The following is a 17,694-nucleotide window of genomic DNA, read 5'->3' on the forward strand; positions in this document are numbered from 1 at the left end:
CGCAGTTCGCTGCGCCTGTCTCATCCCATTCCACTCATTGCATCTCCCAGATGGAAAATCGGCAGATACATAGCCACAATCAGCGTGCCGACAATAAGACCTGTCACCACCAGCAGTATGGGTTCCAGTATGGACGCCAGACCGTCAGCCAGCTGCTGCGTATGTTCACTATGATGTTTTGCCAGATTGAGTAACATTGCGTCCAGCGCGCCTGAAGCTTCCCCCGTGCTGACCAGTTGAATGCATAGCGGCGTAAAAACCCCTCTGGCGCTGAATGCCGCTGAAATCGACAAACCCTGGGTAATATCCTGATGTATTGCAGTAACGATTTCTCGCCACCATGGGCATGTGAGCGTTTCTTTGACGCTTTCCAGACCTTGTAAGAAGGCGATTCCAGCTTGCTGCGTCAGCGATAGCACGGTAAAGATCTGACTGAGTTTCTGTCCCAGAACAAGCTGTCCTGTCACTGGGCACGCCAGCAGGATACGTTGCTGATAACGCAGCCAGCCTGAATGTTTCTGTAAGCGACTGAGCAGAATGGCCAGCATCAGGCTGATAATGGCTAAGGGAAGGCTGCCTTGCTGGAGGATATCCGCACACGCCAGTACTCCACGCGTGAGTGCAGGCAACGGCGTATTAAATGTCTGGTATATCGTGGCAAATTCCGGGAGAACGAAATAGACCATCGCCAGCACCACGATGAATGCCAATATCAGAACAATAAGCGGATAGCGCAGCGCTTTTTTCACTTTCCGCACGAGGGCAAGCTGCGTTTTTTGCTGTGTGGCGAGCTTAAAGCAGCACTCGTCCAGCTTTCCCGTCAGCTCGCCCGTTCGTATCATTGCCAGGTAAAGCGGCGGGAAGACCTCCGGCCAGTGTGACAGCGCACCGGAGAATGTCTCGCCCTGGGCCAGATTTTCCGCCAGCGTCTGTAACAGCGCCTGCCATTGCACAGAAGACTGTTGTTTGGCCAGTAACTGCAAGCCATCCGGCAACGTCAGGCCTGCCTGCAGTAGTGTGGCAAGCTGATGGATGACCTGGCTACTGTATTCTCCGCGCCACTGTGCCTGACGTACCGGGCGACGACGCAGAGAGAGTGGGTGCAGGCTTTGCTGTTGCAACGCGAAGAGGACATCGCCACGCTGTTCCGCCCAAAAGGCGCCATTGTGCCGCTCACCGTTGTCGTCCAGCCCGGACCATTGCCAGAGTTGTTTAGTCGCCATCGGGCATACCCAATACGCGAACCAACTCTTCGAAAGTGGTAATCCCTTTTTCTACCGCCAGACAGCCATTCTGAAAGAGTGTCGTCATACCTGCCGAGCGTGATTGCTTTTCAATGCCGCTGGCGGGGAGTCCGCTGGCAATAGCCTGACGCAGTACACCGTCTATTTCCAGGACTTCAAATAGCGCGACTCGTCCATAAAATCCGTGATAACAACGCTCACAGCCCTTTGATACCCAGCGCGGTAATGAGCGCGGCCAGAATGCTGTCGGCAGATTAATATCCTCATGCTCACGGCTGCGGCAATGGGGGCACAGTTTTCGTACCAGGCGCTGTGCAACAACCAAAGAGAGCGCGGAGGAGATCATCCAGCGGGCAACCCCCATTTGCTGGATACGCACCAGTGTTTCTGTTGTCGAGTTGGTATGCAGTGTCGAGAGGACCAGATGCCCGGTTTGTGCGGCCTTGATGGCGATTTCAGCCGTTTCGCCATCACGGATCTCGCCGACCATAATGACATCCGGATCCTGGCGCAAAAGGGCCCGTAACACGCTCTGGAAGGTCAGCCCGGCGCGTGGGTTAATCTGCGTCTGATTCAGGCCGCTAAGCGGGATCTCTATCGGATCTTCCACACTGCAAAGGTTGATATCAGGCTTATTGCGAGCCTGCAACGCACTGTACAGAGTGACGGTTTTTCCACTGCCCGTGGGGCCAGTCACCAGCAGCAACCCCTGAGGTTTGTTCAACGCCTGCTGAAATTGCGCCAGTTGGTGTTGGGTCATTCCAAGCTGTCGGAGGTCGAGCGCCTGACTCACCTGCTGCAACAACCTCAGTACTATTTTTTCGCCATGTCGGCACGGTAGAGTGGCTATGCGAAATGAGACATTCTGCCCGTTAAGCGCGATGCTAAACTGCCCGTCTTGCGGCAGCCTGCGTTCGGCAATGTCCAGATTGCCCAGGACCTTCAGCCGTGCAGTCAGCGTATTGGCGAGCGCGCTGGAAACCAGAGGCAGAGCATGTAGTACGCCGTCAACGCGAAGCCGGATGCGATAGGTCTGTTCTGCCGGTTCAAAATGGATATCGGATGCCCTCTGGCTAAGAGCCTGTTGCAGCGTCTGGTCAAGCAATTCGACCGCTGAACCTGAATCCTCGACGGGCAGAAGTGGTTGTACTTCTGCCGACTGTTGATGGTGGCTGTCCATCTGTTCCTGCGTCCAGCATTCGATATCAATCCGTTTTTGTGTCGCGAAACGTAGTGCTTCCAGCAGCTCTGATGAGGGGTCGCCCACGACGGCAATGGTCAGCATCTTTTCGTCACAGTTAAGTAGACAGGCATGGTGGCGTTTACACAGCGTGGTGAGTTTATCTTGGCGCATGGGCTATCCTCAGTTACTGTTTCCACGGAAGACATCTTCACAGGCCTGTTTCAGCGTACCGTTATCGGCCACCGTGCAGCTACGCGTCCAGCCCGACATACCGTTGCCCGCATTCCACTGCGGCGTCATGACGACGCTCAGGCCAGTAAGGCTTTCCTGTCCGGTGAGGGTAATGACTCCTTTGCTGATGGTCATGGCGGAAACATAGCGGGTGGTGGCGGGGGCAGGAATGCCGTTAGTGCCGCCATCGCAACCCGTGACGCCACCACGGTCCAGTGCGCATAGCTCAACGGCCGTTCGATAGGGGATAAAGGTTTGCAGCATGTCGGTGAGTGCGGCTTTGCGAAGGTAGTTCTGGTATGCCGGAATACCGATCGCGCTCAAAATCGCAATAATGCCAATAACCACCATGAGTTCGATAAGGGTGAAGCCCCGTTGTTTGTCCATTGTTCGCTCCTTGAGTTAGCTGGCGTTACTTTGGCAAACATAAGGAATGACCCGCGAGGGACAAAAAACGAAACGGGAACGGGTCTTCAGCCGTAATTGAACAGATTGCAGAACTGAACAAAAGGTTTGCGAGGCTTTACGAAAAACGAGTCACAAAGTGGCGTAAGCGCTTTACCCGGCTGAGGAAACAGAGAAGGATAAGCCCGACAGACAGAGACCATCGGGCCAGTGGGAATCAGCGAAAACGCATCGACAGGTCCAACGCGTGGACGTGCTTGGTCAGCGCACCGACAGAGATGAAATCGACACCCGTTTCGGCAAATTCACGGATAGTCTCAAACGTGACGTTGCCGGAAACTTCCAGACGCGCCTGGCCATGGGTACGTTTAACCGCTTCGCGCATCATCGGCGTATCGAAGTTGTCCAGCATGATGATATCGGCACCGGCTTTCAGCGCGTCATCCAGCTCTTCCAGCGTTTCCACTTCTACTTCAACCGGAACGTCAGGATGCAGCCAGAAAGCTTTCTCGACGGCCTGGCGAACGGAGCCTGCTGCGATAATGTGGTTTTCTTTAATCAGGAACGCGTCGGACAGCCCCAGTCGATGATTCGCGCCGCCGCCGCACAGAACCGCATATTTCAGCGCGGTACGCAGGCCTGGCAGGGTTTTACGCGTATCCAGCAACTGTGTTTTGGTTCCGTCCAGTAAGGCGACATAGCGGCGTACTTCACTGGCAACGCCGGACAGCGTTTGCACAAAATTAAGCGCCGTACGTTCACCGGTGAGCAGAACGCGGGAGGGACCTTCCAGTTCAAATAATGGCTGGTTCGGCGTCACCGCATCGCCATCGGCGACATGCCAGGTAATGCGAACATCATCGCCAGCCAACTGAATAAAGACCTCTTCGACCCAACGCTTGCCGCAGAATACGCCTTCTTCGCGGGTAATGATCACCGCATGGGAGCGGTTATCCGGTGGCAATAATTGCGCAGTAATATCGTTGTTCGCATCCACTTCGCCACCCAAATCTTCGCGCAGGGCCTGCGCGACGGCAGCGGGGATGTCCAGTTCAATGCGTTGCAAAAGCGCGTCACGTCGAAGATCGGGGTTGTAACGGCGAGGCGGCATGATAAAACTCCAAAAAGGGTAACGAATCAAAAAGTTAGACAGTGTCCTGTCATTGCGAGTTTCGTCAACGTACAATGACCGGACAGCGTCTGAACATGCTACTCTAGAGCGTGTTTGAGCACCATAATTAAGGAGATCCTGCATGCAGTTAAATGAGGGCTGGCTGGCGAATGCGCGGCGCGTACCTTCTCCGCACTTTGATTGCCGTCCGGATGGTGAAACGCCTTCGTTGCTCGTGGTCCACAATATCAGCCTGCCCCCCGGCGAATTTGGCGGGCCGTGGATCGATGCACTGTTTACCGGTACGTTGGATCCTGACGCCCATCCTTTTTTTGCCGGGATCGTTCATCTGCGCGTCTCCGCTCATTGCCTGATTCGCCGTGACGGTGAAGTCGTTCAGTATGTTCCGTTTGATAAGCGTGCCTGGCATGCAGGGGTGTCGAATTATCATGGGCGGGAACGTTGCAATGATTTTTCCATCGGTATTGAGCTGGAAGGCACTGACAATCAGCCCTATACCGACGCCCAATACCAGCAACTGGCGAACGTTACCCACGCTTTGATTGCGCTTTATCCCCGGATTGCCAACAACATGACCGGGCACAGCGATATTGCCCCTGAGCGCAAAACCGATCCCGGCCCGGCGTTTGACTGGCCCAGATTTCGCGGACTGGTGGCGGGAGAATCAGATAAGGAGATGCCATGACACTGTTTACCATGCTGCTGGTTCTTATTGCCGAGCGGCTTTTTAAACTCGGAGAACACTGGCAACTGGATCATCGCCTGGAGGTGTTGTTCCGCCGGGTCAGACATTACTCTATGCTAAGAACGCTCCTGATGACTGTGCTCACCATGCTGGTGGCGTTCCTCATTCTACAGTTGCTGGAAGGGCTATTTTTCAATGTGCCTCTGCTGGTTGTGTGGATCCTGCTGGGGCTTTTGTGCATCGGCGCCGGGAAAGTGCGCCTGCATTACCATGCTTACCTTAAAGCGGCGGCGCGCAATGACAGTCACGCCCATAACGCGATGGCGAATGAACTCACATTGATTCACGGTATACCGCCGGGCTGTAATGAACGGGAGTATCTGCGTGAGCTGCAAAATGCGCTTTTGTGGATCAATTTTCGTTATTATCTGGCACCGCTGTTCTGGTTTATTGTCGGCGGAGTATGGGGGCCTGTGACGCTGGTTGGCTATGGCTTTTTACGTGCATGGCAGTCGTGGCTGGCACGTTATGAGACCCCAAATGAACGCCAGCAGTCCGGAATCGACGCTATTTTGCACGTGCTGGACTGGATCCCGGTGCGCCTGGCGGGTGTGGTTTATGCATTAATTGGTCATGGAGAGAAGGCGCTACCGGCGTGGTTTGCCTCGCTGACCGACCGACATTCTTCCCAATATCATGTACTAACGCGCCTTGCTCAGTTCTCGCTGGCCCGCGAACCGCATATGGATAAAGTCGCAACACCAAAAGCTGCTGTATCAATGGCCAAAAAGACCTCGTTTGTGATGGTGGTCGTGGTGGCGCTGTTAACCATTTACGGCACGCTGATGTAACTGCGTGCCGTTATACTCGTCATTCTTCAGGCTGCATGTGCGTTGGCTGCGCCAGCGCACCCCAGTCACATCGTTATCTATGCTCCTGGGGACTTACTGACTTGCCGCCTTCCTGCGACCAGAATTATGTAGAGAATAAACTTACAGCGTATCCGCAGGCGGGATGCCGAAATCGGGCATCCCGTTATCTTGCCAGCGAATCAGTTTGAGACGGGTATGGCGGTTCGGATCGTAAAGCGGGTCGCCTTCAATCTCTGTATAATTTCGCGCATGGTAAACCAGCACATCTTTACCGTCTGCGGTTTGGGTAAAGCTGTTGTGGCCGGGGCCATATTGCCGGTTCTCATAACTGGTTCGGAATACCGGTTGCGGTGATTTATGCCAGTTCGCCGCCACCAGCGGGTTAGCGTTAATATCAATCCACAACAGCCCCATACAGTAGTTTTCGTCTGTGGCGCTGGCAGAGTAACTGATAAACAGCCTGTTGCCGTGAAACAGCACCGCCGGACCTTCGTTTACCAGAAAACCTCTGCATTCCCAGTCGTACTCCGGTTTGCTCAGTAATACAGGCTCGCCTTTTAGCGTCCACGGATTTTCCATTTCAGCGAGATAGAGGTTTGAGTTACCCGCAATTGCCGGTGATTTCTGCGCCCACAGGTACCAGCGTTTACCCTGATGAACAAAGGTCGTGGCATCCAGTGCGAAGGTATCGAAGGGTGTTTTCACCTGGCCCTTTTCGATCCAGGCCCCGCTAAGAGGATCGGCATCGGCGCACTCCAGCACAAACATCCGATGCTGAAACATATTCAGTGCATCCAGCGCTTTCGTCCCGGCGGCGGCAAAATAGAGATACCATTTCCCGTCAATGTGGTGCAGCTCAGGTGCCCAGATAAGCTCGCTCATCGGGCCGCTGGCGGGTTTGCGCCAGACAGTGACACCTTGAGCCATGCACAATCCCTCAAGGGTGCTGGCCCGGCGGATTTCCAGGCGATCATATTCTGGCACCGAGGCGACAAAATAATAGTTGCCGTCATGACGCAAAATATACGGGTCGGCACGCTGCTCAATAAAGGGGTTCGGCCAGTTCATTATGCTTTCCTTACGTGTTCACCCACGGGAACGCTCTGGTTCTCGCTCAGTTCATGATAATTGACGCGGCGTTTTTCCAGGTCGGCCTGGATAGTTTTCATCAGTTCCCGATCCACTTTCAGCAAGCGTACAACCCCTGCGGTAATCAGATAACCCACGCCTGGTATAACGGTAAACAGCAGTATGATGCCATTGATAGCGCTGGTGCTTTGCGCTTTGGCGCCTGCATCGTAACCGTACCAGGAGAGCAAAAAGCCCACCATCGCGCCTGCAACCGCCAGCCCAACTTTCAGGAAGAACAGGTTGCCGGAGAAGCTGATGCCGGTAATACGCTTGCCTGTTTTCCATTCGCCATAGTCGTCCACATCCGCCATCAGCGACCAGTGCAGCGGGGAAGGGATCTGATGAAGAATATTCAGCAGGAAGTAGAGCACCACAATCATGACCGTGGCTTTCGGATCGAAAAAGTAGAAAGCACAGGAGAAAATTGCCAGCGCGATGTTTGTCCAGAAGAAGACTTTCAGCTTGCACCAGCGGTCCGTCAGGACTTTTGCCAGCATACTGCCGAGCATCATTCCGATAACGCCCAGGCTGATAAAGAGCGTGGCAAAGTGTGTGCTTTGCCCCATGACCCAGGTCACGTAATACATGGTGGCGGCCATGCGAATAAAGCCAGGGCAAACGTTACACAACGTGAGCAGCAAAATGCGCACCCATTGATCGTTCTTCCAGACATCCTTCATGTCCTTTTTCATATCGTCATTGGTAGGCACCGCCGGACGAACACGCTCGCGAACCGTAGCGAAACAGAACAAGAACATACACATGCCGATAAACGCCAGCACCGTCATCGCCATTTGGTAGCCTTTGGCTTTGTCTTCACCGCCAAACCATTCGGCCATCGGCAGTAATGTCAGAGACAGAAGCAAAGTGGCAATGCCCACCATCACGAAGCGATAAGACTGGCAGGCCACTCGCTCTTTCGGATCGTTGGTAATGACGCCGCCTAACGAGCAGTAGGGGATGTTGATCGCGGTATAGGTCAGCGAGAGCAGGAAGTAAGTAATAAAGGCATAGATAACTTTGCTATTGTAGGTCCAGTCCGGCGTGGTAAACATCAACACGCTGAATACGGCATAAGGTAAGGCAATCCATAAAAGCCATGGACGGAAGCGTCCGTACTTGCTTTGTGTGCGGTCGGCAATCGCCCCCATGATTGGGTCGGTGATGGCATCTATCACGCGTATTGAAAGCAATAACACGCCTACCAGCGCAGGCGCCAGACCGAAAATATCCGTATAAAAATAGTTAACAAACAGCATGATGGCGCCAAAAATGATGTTACATCCGGCATCGCCCATGCCGTAGCCGATTTTCTCTTTAACAGACAGTTTGCTGTTGTCCATTGACGCTACTCCCGGTGAGTTGTGGGAATAATTATTTGCCTGCTAAAGGAAATTTGCGTTACAGGATGTTGGCAGGAATATGGACAAAACAGCTACATCGGGGAAAGTGTGAGTTTGATTACATTTCAATAACACCCCTCTCCCGGGCGGGAGAGGGGCAGGCAAAATTAGTGGGCTTTCACCGTTTTTGCGCTTTTCTCTTTGAACATATAGCCAATGCCGAGAACGACCAGCCATACCGGAATCAGGTAGACGGAGATAGCCATACCGTCAGTCATTAGCATAATGATCAGTACGGCCGCCATAAACAGCAGACAAATCCAGTTACCTAACGGGTATAACAGCGCCGGGAAACGCGGCGTCACGCCCTGTTGCTGCTTAGCCTTACGGAACTTCATGTGCGCCAGGCTAATCATCGCCCAGTTAATAACCAGGGCAGATACCACCAGCGCCATCAGCAGGCCAAATGCAGATTCAGGCGCCATATAGTTGATCAGCACGCACAGCGCAGTCACCACAGCGGAAACCAGAATGGTATTAACCGGAACGCCACGTTTGTCCACGGAAAGCAGCATTTTCGGCGCATTACCCTGTTGCGCCAGGCCGAACAGCATACGGCTGTTACAGTATACGCAACTGTTATAAACCGACAGCGCGGCCGTCAGCACGACGATGTTCAATGCATTCGCCACGAAGGTGTCACCCAGTTCATGGAAAATCAGTACGAACGGGCTGGTATCAGCGGTAACGCGTGTCCACGGGAGCAGAGAAAGCAGGACAGCCAGTGAACCCACATAGAAGATCAGGATGCGATAGATAACCTGGTTGGTGGCCTTTGGAATGCTCTGCTCCGGGTTGTCTGCTTCTGCGGCGGTGATCCCCACCAGCTCCAGACCCCCGAAGGAGAACATGATGATAGCCATCATCATTACCAGTCCTGAGATACCGTGCGGCAAGAACCCGCCTTGCTCCCACAGGTTGCGTACGGTTGCCTGTGGGCCCGCGCTGCCGCTGAACAGCAGCCAGCCGCCAAACAGGATCATCGCGACCACAGCAACCACTTTAATAATGGCGAACCAGAACTCCATCTCGCCAAACACTTTGACGTTTGTGAGGTTAATGGCGTTGATAACAACGAAGAAGGCCGCCGCGGAGGCCCATGTTGGGATTTCCGGCCACCAGAACTGGATATATTTACCAACCGCGGTCAGTTCCGCCATCGCAACCAGCACGTACAGCACCCAGTAGTTCCAGCCGGAAGCAAAACCCGCGAAATTACCCCAGTATTTGTACGCAAAGTGGCTGAATGAGCCGGCAACCGGCTCTTCAACGACCATCTCGCCCAACTGACGCATAATCAGAAAAGCAATGAAACCTGCAATGGCGTAGCCCAGGATAATACCTGGCCCTGCGGAATTGATGACTGAAGCGCTGCCCAGAAACAGGCCAGTCCCGATAGCGCCGCCCAGCGCAATAAGCTGAATATGGCGGTTCTTAAGGCCGCGCTTAAGCTGATCGCCGTGCTGTTGACCTTCCATCATGAAACCTCGTGTGTGGTTATTATGTCTACGCTGTTGTCTGCGTGTAAGAAAGAAATTCCATTTATTGTATTTTTTTATTTACGAAATGCTGACATGAATTTGCACTCATCCCTTTCGTGAAGCTCAGAATAGTGGTAAGCGCAGGCGTTTGCACCTGCTTTGTGAAAGAGAGATGACGACTTGCATAAAAAGAAACCATTTGTAAATCGCCTCGTTTTCGGCTGTTTTGTAATCTTCTGCGTTTTTATGCAGAAATTTAGTTTAAATATGCAAAATTATTCACACTGAATCGGTTCAGATTTGTTTGAGCGCGTTTCAATAAAGTTAAAACTGCCTCTTTGGGGGTAAACGAGTCATTTGTGCAAGGTTACATGTTTGAAACGTTATTTCTGTAACGTTGTTAAAATGTGCAGTGTTTACTGATTTCAATCAAAACCTGTATGGACATAAGGTGAATACTTTGTTACTTTAGCGTCACGAATATGAAATTGGTAAGACCAATTTACTCCGGGCGAATGGTAGAGACAGGGAACAATGGCCTACAGCAAAATCCGCCAGCCAAAACTATCCGATGTGATTGAGCAGCAACTGGAGTTTTTGATTCTTGAGGGGACATTACGCCCCGGTGAAAAATTGCCTCCAGAACGCGAACTGGCCAAACAGTTCGACGTTTCACGTCCTTCTCTGCGTGAGGCCATCCAACGCCTCGAAGCGAAAGGGCTTCTGCTGCGTCGCCAGGGTGGCGGTACGTTTGTTCAAAGCAGCCTCTGGCAGAGCTTCAGCGATCCGCTGGTTGAATTGCTCTCCGATCATCCCGAATCCCAGTTTGATTTGCTTGAGACGCGTCACGCACTGGAAGGCATTGCCGCTTATTACGCCGCATTACGTAGCACGGACGAAGACAAGGTACGCATTGGTGAACTGCATCAGGCCATTGAGCTGGCGCAGCAATCCGGCGACCTCGACGCGGAATCGAACGCTGTCGTGCAATATCAAATCGCTGTAACCGAAGCGGCACATAATGTTGTGCTTTTACATCTGCTTCGTTGCATGGAACCCATGTTGGCACAGAATGTTCGTGAGAATTTCGAGTTGCTCTATGCGCGCCGCGAAATGCTGCCGCTGGTGAGCAAGCACCGCAGCAGTATCTTTGCAGCCATTATGGCGGGCGAACCTGAAGAAGCGCGTGAAGCCTCTCATCGCCACCTGGCCTTTATCGAAGAGATCTTGCTGGACCGCAGTCGTGAGCAGAGCCGTCGTGAACGCTCGCTCCGTCGGCTGGAACAGAGAAAGAATTAGCATTTTCTGGTGGAGTTTGTGCCGGAAGAGTTGTAACCGGAGCGCCAAAAATTTAGAGCGCGGCAACTAAACGCAGAACCTGTCTTATTGCACTTTTAGTTGTTCAAAATAATTTTGGCTGTATCGCGGCGGCAAGCGTGCGAATCCACAGGAGCATAGTGAACTATGTGACTGGGGTGAGGAAGCGAAGCCAACAAAGAGACAGCCAGAAGGATGAAGAACAAAGAGTGCAATGGGACAGGTTCCAGCTAAATCAACGTATTAGATAGATAAGGAATACCCCCCATGTCAGAACGTTTCCAAAATGACGTGGATCCGATTGAAACTCGCGACTGGCTACAGGCGATCGAATCGGTAATCCGTGAAGAAGGTGTTGAGCGTGCTCAGTATCTGATTGACCAGCTGCTTTCCGAAGCCCGTAAAGGGGGCGTGAAAGTCGCCGCTGGTACCGGAGCTAGCAACTATGTCAACACTATTGCCGTTGAAGATGAACCGGAATACCCGGGTAATCTGGAGCTGGAACGTCGTATTCGCTCGGCAATTCGCTGGAACGCCATCATGACCGTTCTGCGCGCTTCCAAGAAAGATCTGGAACTGGGTGGCCACATGGCGTCCTTCCAGTCTTCCGCAACTGTTTACGAAGTGTGCTTCAACCATTTCTTCCGTGCAGCCAATGAGAAAGACGGCGGCGATCTGGTGTACTTCCAGGGCCACATCTCTCCGGGCATCTATGCACGCGCCTTCCTGGAAGGTCGTCTGACTGAAGAGCAGATGAACAACTTCCGTCAGGAAGTTCACGGTAAAGGTCTGTCTTCTTACCCGCACCCGAAACTGATGCCTGAATTCTGGCAGTTCCCGACCGTATCGATGGGTCTGGGCCCAATTGGTGCGATCTATCAGGCTAAATTCCTGAAATACCTGGAACACCGTGGCCTGAAAGACACCTCTGAGCAGACTGTTTACGCCTTCCTGGGCGACGGTGAAATGGACGAGCCGGAATCCAAAGGTGCTATCACCATCGCGACCCGCGAGAAGCTGGACAACCTGTGCTTCATCATCAACTGTAACCTGCAGCGTCTGGATGGTCCGGTAACCGGTAACGGCAAGATCATCAACGAACTGGAAGGCATCTTCGCGGGTGCTGGCTGGAACGTGATCAAAGTCATGTGGGGCGGTCGTTGGGATGAACTGCTGCGTAAAGATACCAGCGGTAAACTGATCCAACTGATGAACGAAACCGTTGACGGTGACTACCAGACCTTCAAATCCAAAGACGGCGCCTACGTTCGTGAGCACTTCTTCGGCAAATACCCTGAAACCGCAGCCCTGGTTGCAGACTGGACTGATGAGCAGATCTGGGCTCTGAACCGCGGTGGTCACGATCCGAAGAAAGTCTACGCTGCACTGAAAAAAGCGCGTGAAACCAAAGGTAAAGCGACTGTTATCCTGGCCCACACCATCAAAGGTTACGGCATGGGTGATACTGCAGAAGGTAAAAACATCGCTCACCAGGTTAAGAAAATGAACATGGACGGCGTGCGTTATATCCGCGACCGTTTCAATGTTCCAGTCACCGATGAGCAGGTTGAAAATCTGTCTTACCTGACCTTCCCGGAAGGCTCTGAAGAGTATAAGTACCTGCACGAACGTCGTCAGGCGCTGAAAGGCTACCTGCCTGCTCGTCAGCCTAAATTCACCGAGAAGCTGGAACTGCCTGCGCTGGAAGACTTCTCTCAACTGCTGGAAGAGCAGAACAAAGAGATCTCTACCACTATTGCTTTCGTGCGTGCCCTGAACGTGATGCTCAAGAACAAGTCGATCAAAGACAGACTGGTTCCAATCATCGCCGACGAAGCGCGTACCTTCGGTATGGAAGGTCTGTTCCGTCAGATCGGTATCTACAGCCCGAACGGCCAGCAGTACACCCCGCAGGACCGTGAGCAGGTTGCTTACTATAAAGAAGACGAGAAAGGTCAGATCCTGCAGGAAGGTATCAACGAGCTGGGCGCAGGCGCATCCTGGCTGGCTGCTGCGACCTCTTACAGCACCAACAACCTGCCGATGATCCCGTTCTACATCTACTACTCCATGTTCGGGTTCCAGCGTATCGGTGACCTGTGCTGGCAGGCAGGCGACCAACAGGCTCGCGGCTTCCTGGTCGGTGGTACTTCCGGTCGTACGACCCTGAACGGCGAAGGTCTGCAGCACGAAGATGGTCACAGCCACATTCAGTCTCTGACTATCCCGAACTGTATCTCTTATGACCCGTCTTACGCATACGAAGTGGCGGTCATCATGCATGACGGTCTGACCCGTATGTACGGTGAAGCACAAGAGAACGTTTACTACTACATCACCACCCTGAACGAAAACTACCACATGCCGGCGATGCCAGCAGGTGCCGAGGAAGGTATCCGTAAAGGTATCTACAAACTCGAAACCCTCGAAGGTAGCAAAGGTAAAGTTCAGCTGCTGGGCTCCGGCTCTATCCTGCGTCACGTACGTGAAGCGGCACAGATCCTGGCGAAAGACTACGGCGTAGGTTCTGATGTATACAGCGTCACCTCCTTCACTGAACTGGCGCGTGATGGCCAGGATTGTGAGCGCTGGAACATGCTGCACCCGCTGGAAACGCCGCGCGTTCCGTACATCGCTCAGGTGATGAACGATGCCCCGGCTGTTGCGTCTACTGACTATATGAAACTGTTCGCAGAGCAGGTTCGTACTTATGTACCGGCGGATGATTACCGCGTACTGGGTACCGACGGCTTCGGCCGCTCTGACAGCCGTGAAAATCTGCGTCACCACTTCGAAGTTGATGCTTCTTATGTGGTTGTTGCAGCACTGGGCGAACTGGCTAAACGTGGCGAAATCGATAAGAAAGTGGTTGCGGAAGCAATTACCAAATTCAACATCGATGCAGAAAAAGTTAACCCGCGTCTGGCGTAAGAGGTAAAGAGATAATGGCTATCGAAATCAAAGTACCGGACATCGGGTCTGACGAAGTTGAAATCACCGAGATTCTGGTCAAAGTGGGCGACAAGGTTGAAGCAGAACAGTCGCTGATCACCGTAGAAGGCGACAAAGCCTCTATGGAAGTCCCGTCTCCGCAGGCTGGCGTTGTTAAAGAGATCAAAGTCTCTGTTGGCGACAAAACCGAGACTGGCAAACTGATCATGATTTTCGATTCCGCCGACGGTGCAGCAGCCGCTGCACCTGCTAAGGCAGAAGAGAAGAAAGAAGCGGCTCCGGCAGCAGCACCTGCTGCGGCAGCGGCAAAAGACGTTAACGTACCTGACATCGGTGGCGACGAAGTAGAAGTCACTGAAATTATGGTGAAAGTGGGCGACACCGTTGCCGCTGAGCAGTCTCTGATCACCGTAGAAGGCGATAAAGCCTCTATGGAAGTACCGGCGCCGTTTGCGGGCGTGGTGAAAGAGATCAAAATCAGCACCGGCGACAAAGTGTCTACCGGTTCTTTGATCATGGTCTTCGAAGTGGCGGGCGCTGCGCCTGCTGCTGCCCCGGCTCAGGCGGCTGCTCCGGCACCTGCCGCTGCTCCAGCTGCGGCTGGCGGTGCAAAAGACGTTAACGTACCGGATATCGGCGGTGATGAAGTTGAAGTGACTGAAGTGATGGTGAAAGTGGGCGACAAAGTTGCCGCTGAACAGTCACTGATCACCGTTGAAGGCGACAAGGCTTCTATGGAAGTCCCTGCTCCGTTCGCGGGCGTGGTGAAAGAGCTGAAAGTTAACGTAGGCGACAAAGTCTCTACCGGCTCTCTGATCATGGTCTTCGAAGTGGAAGGCGCTGCGCCTGCCGCAGCTCCGGCTGCCGCGGCTGCTCCAGCCCCTGCTGCTGCACCGGCTCAGGCTGCTAAACCGGCTGCTGCGCCTGCTGCCAAAGCAGAAGGCAAATCTGAGTTTGCAGAAAACGACGCTTACATTCACGCGACTCCGCTGATTCGCCGCCTGGCGCGCGAATTTGGTGTGAACCTGGCGAAAGTGAAGGGCACTGGCCGTAAAGGTCGTATCCTGCGCGAAGACGTCCAGACTTACGTCAAAGAAGCTATCAAGCGCGCAGAAGCCGCACCTGCTGCTGCCGCTGGCGGCGGTATCCCGGGCATGCTGCCGTGGCCGAAAGTCGACTTCAGCAAGTTCGGCGAAATCGAAGAAGTGGAGCTGGGCCGTATCCAGAAAATCTCGGGTGCCAACCTGAGCCGTAACTGGGTGATGATCCCGCATGTTACGCACTTTGATAAAACCGATATCACCGATCTGGAAGCGTTCCGTAAACAGCAGAACGCCGAAGCTGAAAAACGTAAACTGGACGTGAAATTCACCCCGGTTGTCTTCATCATGAAAGCCGTTGCCGCCGCTCTGGAACAGATGCCGCGCTTCAACAGCTCTCTGTCTGAAGACGGTCAGCGCCTGACCCTGAAGAAATACATCAACATCGGTGTTGCGGTTGATACCCCGAACGGTCTGGTTGTTCCGGTCTTTAAAGACGTGAATAAGAAGAGTGTTACCGAGCTGTCTCGCGAGTTGACGGTGATTTCCAAAAAAGCGCGTGATGGCAAGTTGACGGCTGGCGAAATGCAGGGCGGTTGCTTCACCATCTCCAGCATCGGCGGCCTGGGCACGACCCACTTCGCACCGATTGTTAACGCGCCGGAAGTGGCTATTCTGGGTGTCTCCAAGTCTGCGATGGAGCCGGTCTGGAACGGTAAAGAGTTCGTTCCGCGTCTGATGATGCCGATCTCTCTGTCCTTCGACCACCGCGTGATTGACGGTGCTGATGGTGCGCGCTTTATTACCATCATCAACAACATGCTGTCTGACATCCGTCGTCTGGTGATGTAATCGAAAGGCCGGCCTGACGGCCGGCTTTTTTCCTTTTAACCTCATAATGTCTGTGAGGTTATTAGCGAAACGAGCATTCGTGAGCCGTTTGTTGTTTCAAAATTGTTAACATTTTTGTAAACTGCGGGCGGATAGAACGTCCCGGTGGATAAAGGGCGACAAGTACCTGACTGCCGGAAATCAATAAGAGGTCATGATGAGTACTGAAATCAAAACTCAGGTCGTGGTACTTGGGGCAGGCCCGGCAGGTTACTCTGCTGCCTTCCGTTGCGCTGATTTAGGTCTGGAAACCGTCATCGTAGAACGTTACAACACCCTCGGCGGTGTTTGTCTGAACGTCGGCTGTATCCCTTCTAAAGCGCTGCTGCACGTAGCGAAAGTCATCGAAGAAGCGAAAGCGCTGGCGACTCACGGTATCGTATTTGGTGAGCCGCAGACTGATATCGATAAAATCCGTACCTGGAAAGAAAAAGTTATCACTCAACTGACTGGCGGCCTGGCAGGCATGGCGAAAGGTCGTAAAGTGAAAGTGGTCAACGGTCTGGGTAAATTCACCGGGGCAAACACCCTGGAAGTTGAAGGCGAAAACGGCAAAACCGTGATCAACTTCGACAACGCGATCATCGCCGCAGGTTCCCGTCCGATCGAACTGCCGTTCATTCCGCATGAAGATCCGCGCGTATGGGACTCCACCGACGCACTGGAACTGAAAACCGTTCCTAAACGCCTGCTGGTTATGGGTGGCGGTATCATCGGTCTGGAAATGGGTACCGTTTACCATGCGCTGGGTTCAGAAATTGACGTGGTTGAAATGTTCGACCAGGTTATCCCGGCTGCTGATAAAGACATCGTGAAAGTCTTCACCAAACGCATCAGTCAGAAATTCAACCTGATGCTGGAAACCAAAGTGACTGCCGTTGAAGCGAAAGAAGACGGTATCTACGTTTCCATGGAAGGCAAAAAAGCGCCTGCGGAAGCACAGCGTTATGATGCGGTGCTGGTGGCTATCGGTCGCGTACCGAACGGCAAACTGCTTGATGCAGGCCAGGCGGGTGTTGAAGTTGACGAGCGTGGCTTTATTCGCGTTGACAAACAGCTGCGCACCAACGTACCGCACATCTATGCTATCGGCGATATCGTCGGTCAGCCGATGCTGGCGCACAAAGGTGTTCACGAAGGTCACGTTGCCGCCGAAGTTATCGCCGGTAAAAAACACTATTTCGACCCGAAAGTTATCCCGTCTATTGCTTACACCGAACCAGAAGTGGCATGGGTAGGCCTGACTGAGAAAGAAGCGAAAGAGAAAGGCATCAGCTACGAAACCGCCACCTTCCCGTGGGCTGCTTCTGGCCGTGCAATCGCTTCTGACTGTGCAGACGGTATGACCAAACTGATTTTCGACAAAGAGACTCACCGTGTCATCGGTGGTGCGATTGTTGGTACCAACGGCGGCGAGCTGCTGGGTGAGATCGGTCTGGCTATCGAAATGGGCTGTGACGCAGAAGACATCGCGCTGACCATCCACGCACACCCGACGCTGCACGAGTCTGTAGGCCTGGCAGCCGAAGTGTTCGAAGGTAGCATCACTGACCTGCCGAACCCGAAAGCGAAGAAAAAATAATTTCGCTTCCTGTTAAGCGCCTCTTCGGAGGCGTTTTTTTTGCCCGCCGTTTGAGAATAAATTCATAATTTCTCCATTTTGGTATAAATAATGCGCGCGATCTGCCGATGTATATACTCCATACCTTATCGATGAGAGAGGGAGT

The 17,694-nt window shown here is 53.1% G+C and carries 13 protein-coding genes; 6 read left to right on the top strand and 7 right to left on the bottom strand.

The genetic code is table 11. The features are described 5' to 3' along the window. Nucleotides 1–20 precede the first annotated feature (20 nt). The 4 genes from hofC to nadC all read right to left on the bottom strand — a co-directional run bounded on the left by hofC (nucleotide 21) and on the right by nadC (nucleotide 4,174). On the bottom strand, nucleotides 21–1,223 hold the full coding sequence (hofC, locus tag L2097_RS16780; RefSeq protein WP_250353328.1) for a protein transport protein HofC: 1,203 nt from the start codon (nucleotides 1,221–1,223) through the stop codon (nucleotides 21–23). Continuing rightward, nucleotides 1,213–2,598, bottom strand: coding sequence for a type II secretion system protein GspE (gene gspE / locus L2097_RS16785; protein ID WP_250353329.1), 1,386 nt, complete (start codon nucleotides 2,596–2,598; stop codon nucleotides 1,213–1,215). The genes hofC and gspE overlap by 11 nt, the downstream gene beginning before the upstream one ends. A 9-nt stretch (nucleotides 2,599–2,607) precedes the next feature. Beyond that, nucleotides 2,608–3,045, bottom strand: a complete 438-nt coding sequence (gene ppdD / locus L2097_RS16790; RefSeq protein WP_250353330.1) for a prepilin peptidase-dependent pilin — start codon at nucleotides 3,043–3,045, stop codon at nucleotides 2,608–2,610. A gap of 235 nt (nucleotides 3,046–3,280) precedes the next feature. Then, entirely contained in the window at nucleotides 3,281–4,174 is an 894-nt protein-coding gene (gene nadC, locus L2097_RS16795) for a carboxylating nicotinate-nucleotide diphosphorylase (protein WP_047371810.1), read from the bottom strand. Nucleotides 4,175–4,316: 142 nt separating this feature from the next. Here nadC and ampD point away from each other — a divergent pair, with 142 nt between their 5' ends. Beyond that, nucleotides 4,317–4,880, top strand: a complete 564-nt coding sequence (gene ampD / locus L2097_RS16800; RefSeq protein ID WP_047371809.1) for a 1,6-anhydro-N-acetylmuramyl-L-alanine amidase AmpD — start codon at nucleotides 4,317–4,319, stop codon at nucleotides 4,878–4,880. After that, the gene (gene ampE, locus L2097_RS16805; protein ID WP_047371808.1) at nucleotides 4,877–5,731 is read left to right on the top strand and encodes a beta-lactamase regulator AmpE; all 855 of its coding nucleotides are present in this window, start codon (nucleotides 4,877–4,879) and stop codon (nucleotides 5,729–5,731) included. The genes ampD and ampE overlap by 4 nt, the downstream gene beginning before the upstream one ends. Before the next feature lie 141 nt (nucleotides 5,732–5,872). Here ampE and L2097_RS16810 read toward each other — a convergent pair whose 3' ends face one another. The 3 genes from L2097_RS16810 to aroP all read right to left on the bottom strand — a co-directional run bounded on the left by L2097_RS16810 (nucleotide 5,873) and on the right by aroP (nucleotide 9,767). Beyond that, entirely contained in the window at nucleotides 5,873–6,823 is a 951-nt protein-coding gene (locus tag L2097_RS16810; RefSeq protein ID WP_250353360.1) for a glycoside hydrolase family 43 protein, read from the bottom strand. Beyond that, nucleotides 6,820–8,226, bottom strand: a complete 1,407-nt coding sequence (locus L2097_RS16815; RefSeq protein WP_250353331.1) for a glycoside-pentoside-hexuronide (GPH):cation symporter — start codon at nucleotides 8,224–8,226, stop codon at nucleotides 6,820–6,822. The genes L2097_RS16810 and L2097_RS16815 overlap by 4 nt, the downstream gene beginning before the upstream one ends. Nucleotides 8,227–8,393: 167 nt before the next feature. Continuing rightward, nucleotides 8,394–9,767: an aromatic amino acid transporter AroP gene (gene aroP, locus L2097_RS16820; protein WP_120785413.1), complete on the bottom strand. Its 1,374-nt coding sequence runs from the start codon at nucleotides 9,765–9,767 to the stop codon at nucleotides 8,394–8,396. Nucleotides 9,768–10,301: 534 nt separating this feature from the next. Between aroP and pdhR the strand changes: the two genes are divergently transcribed. The 4 genes from pdhR (at nucleotide 10,302) to lpdA (ending at nucleotide 17,549) form a co-directional block, all read left to right on the top strand. Continuing rightward, entirely contained in the window at nucleotides 10,302–11,066 is a 765-nt protein-coding gene (gene pdhR, locus L2097_RS16825; protein ID WP_039078390.1) for a pyruvate dehydrogenase complex transcriptional repressor PdhR, read from the top strand. A 285-nt stretch (nucleotides 11,067–11,351) separates the two neighbouring features. Then, complete coding sequence (gene aceE, locus L2097_RS16830; RefSeq protein ID WP_039078391.1) at nucleotides 11,352–14,015, top strand: pyruvate dehydrogenase (acetyl-transferring), homodimeric type; 2,664 nt, start codon at nucleotides 11,352–11,354, stop codon at nucleotides 14,013–14,015. 14 nt (nucleotides 14,016–14,029) lie between these two features. After that, nucleotides 14,030–15,928 carry a pyruvate dehydrogenase complex dihydrolipoyllysine-residue acetyltransferase gene (gene aceF, locus L2097_RS16835; protein WP_250353332.1) on the top strand — a complete coding sequence of 633 codons (1,899 nt, stop codon included), beginning with the start codon at nucleotides 14,030–14,032 and terminating at the stop codon, nucleotides 15,926–15,928. 196 nt (nucleotides 15,929–16,124) lie between these two features. Then, on the top strand, nucleotides 16,125–17,549 hold the full coding sequence (lpdA, locus tag L2097_RS16840) for a dihydrolipoyl dehydrogenase (protein WP_047373395.1): 1,425 nt from the start codon (nucleotides 16,125–16,127) through the stop codon (nucleotides 17,547–17,549). The last annotated feature ends 145 nt before the right edge of the window (nucleotides 17,550–17,694 follow it).

Origin of the sequence: Citrobacter sp. MNAZ 1397 (assembly GCF_023613995.1) — a bacterium.
GTDB lineage: Bacteria > Pseudomonadota > Gammaproteobacteria > Enterobacterales > Enterobacteriaceae > Phytobacter > Phytobacter ursingii.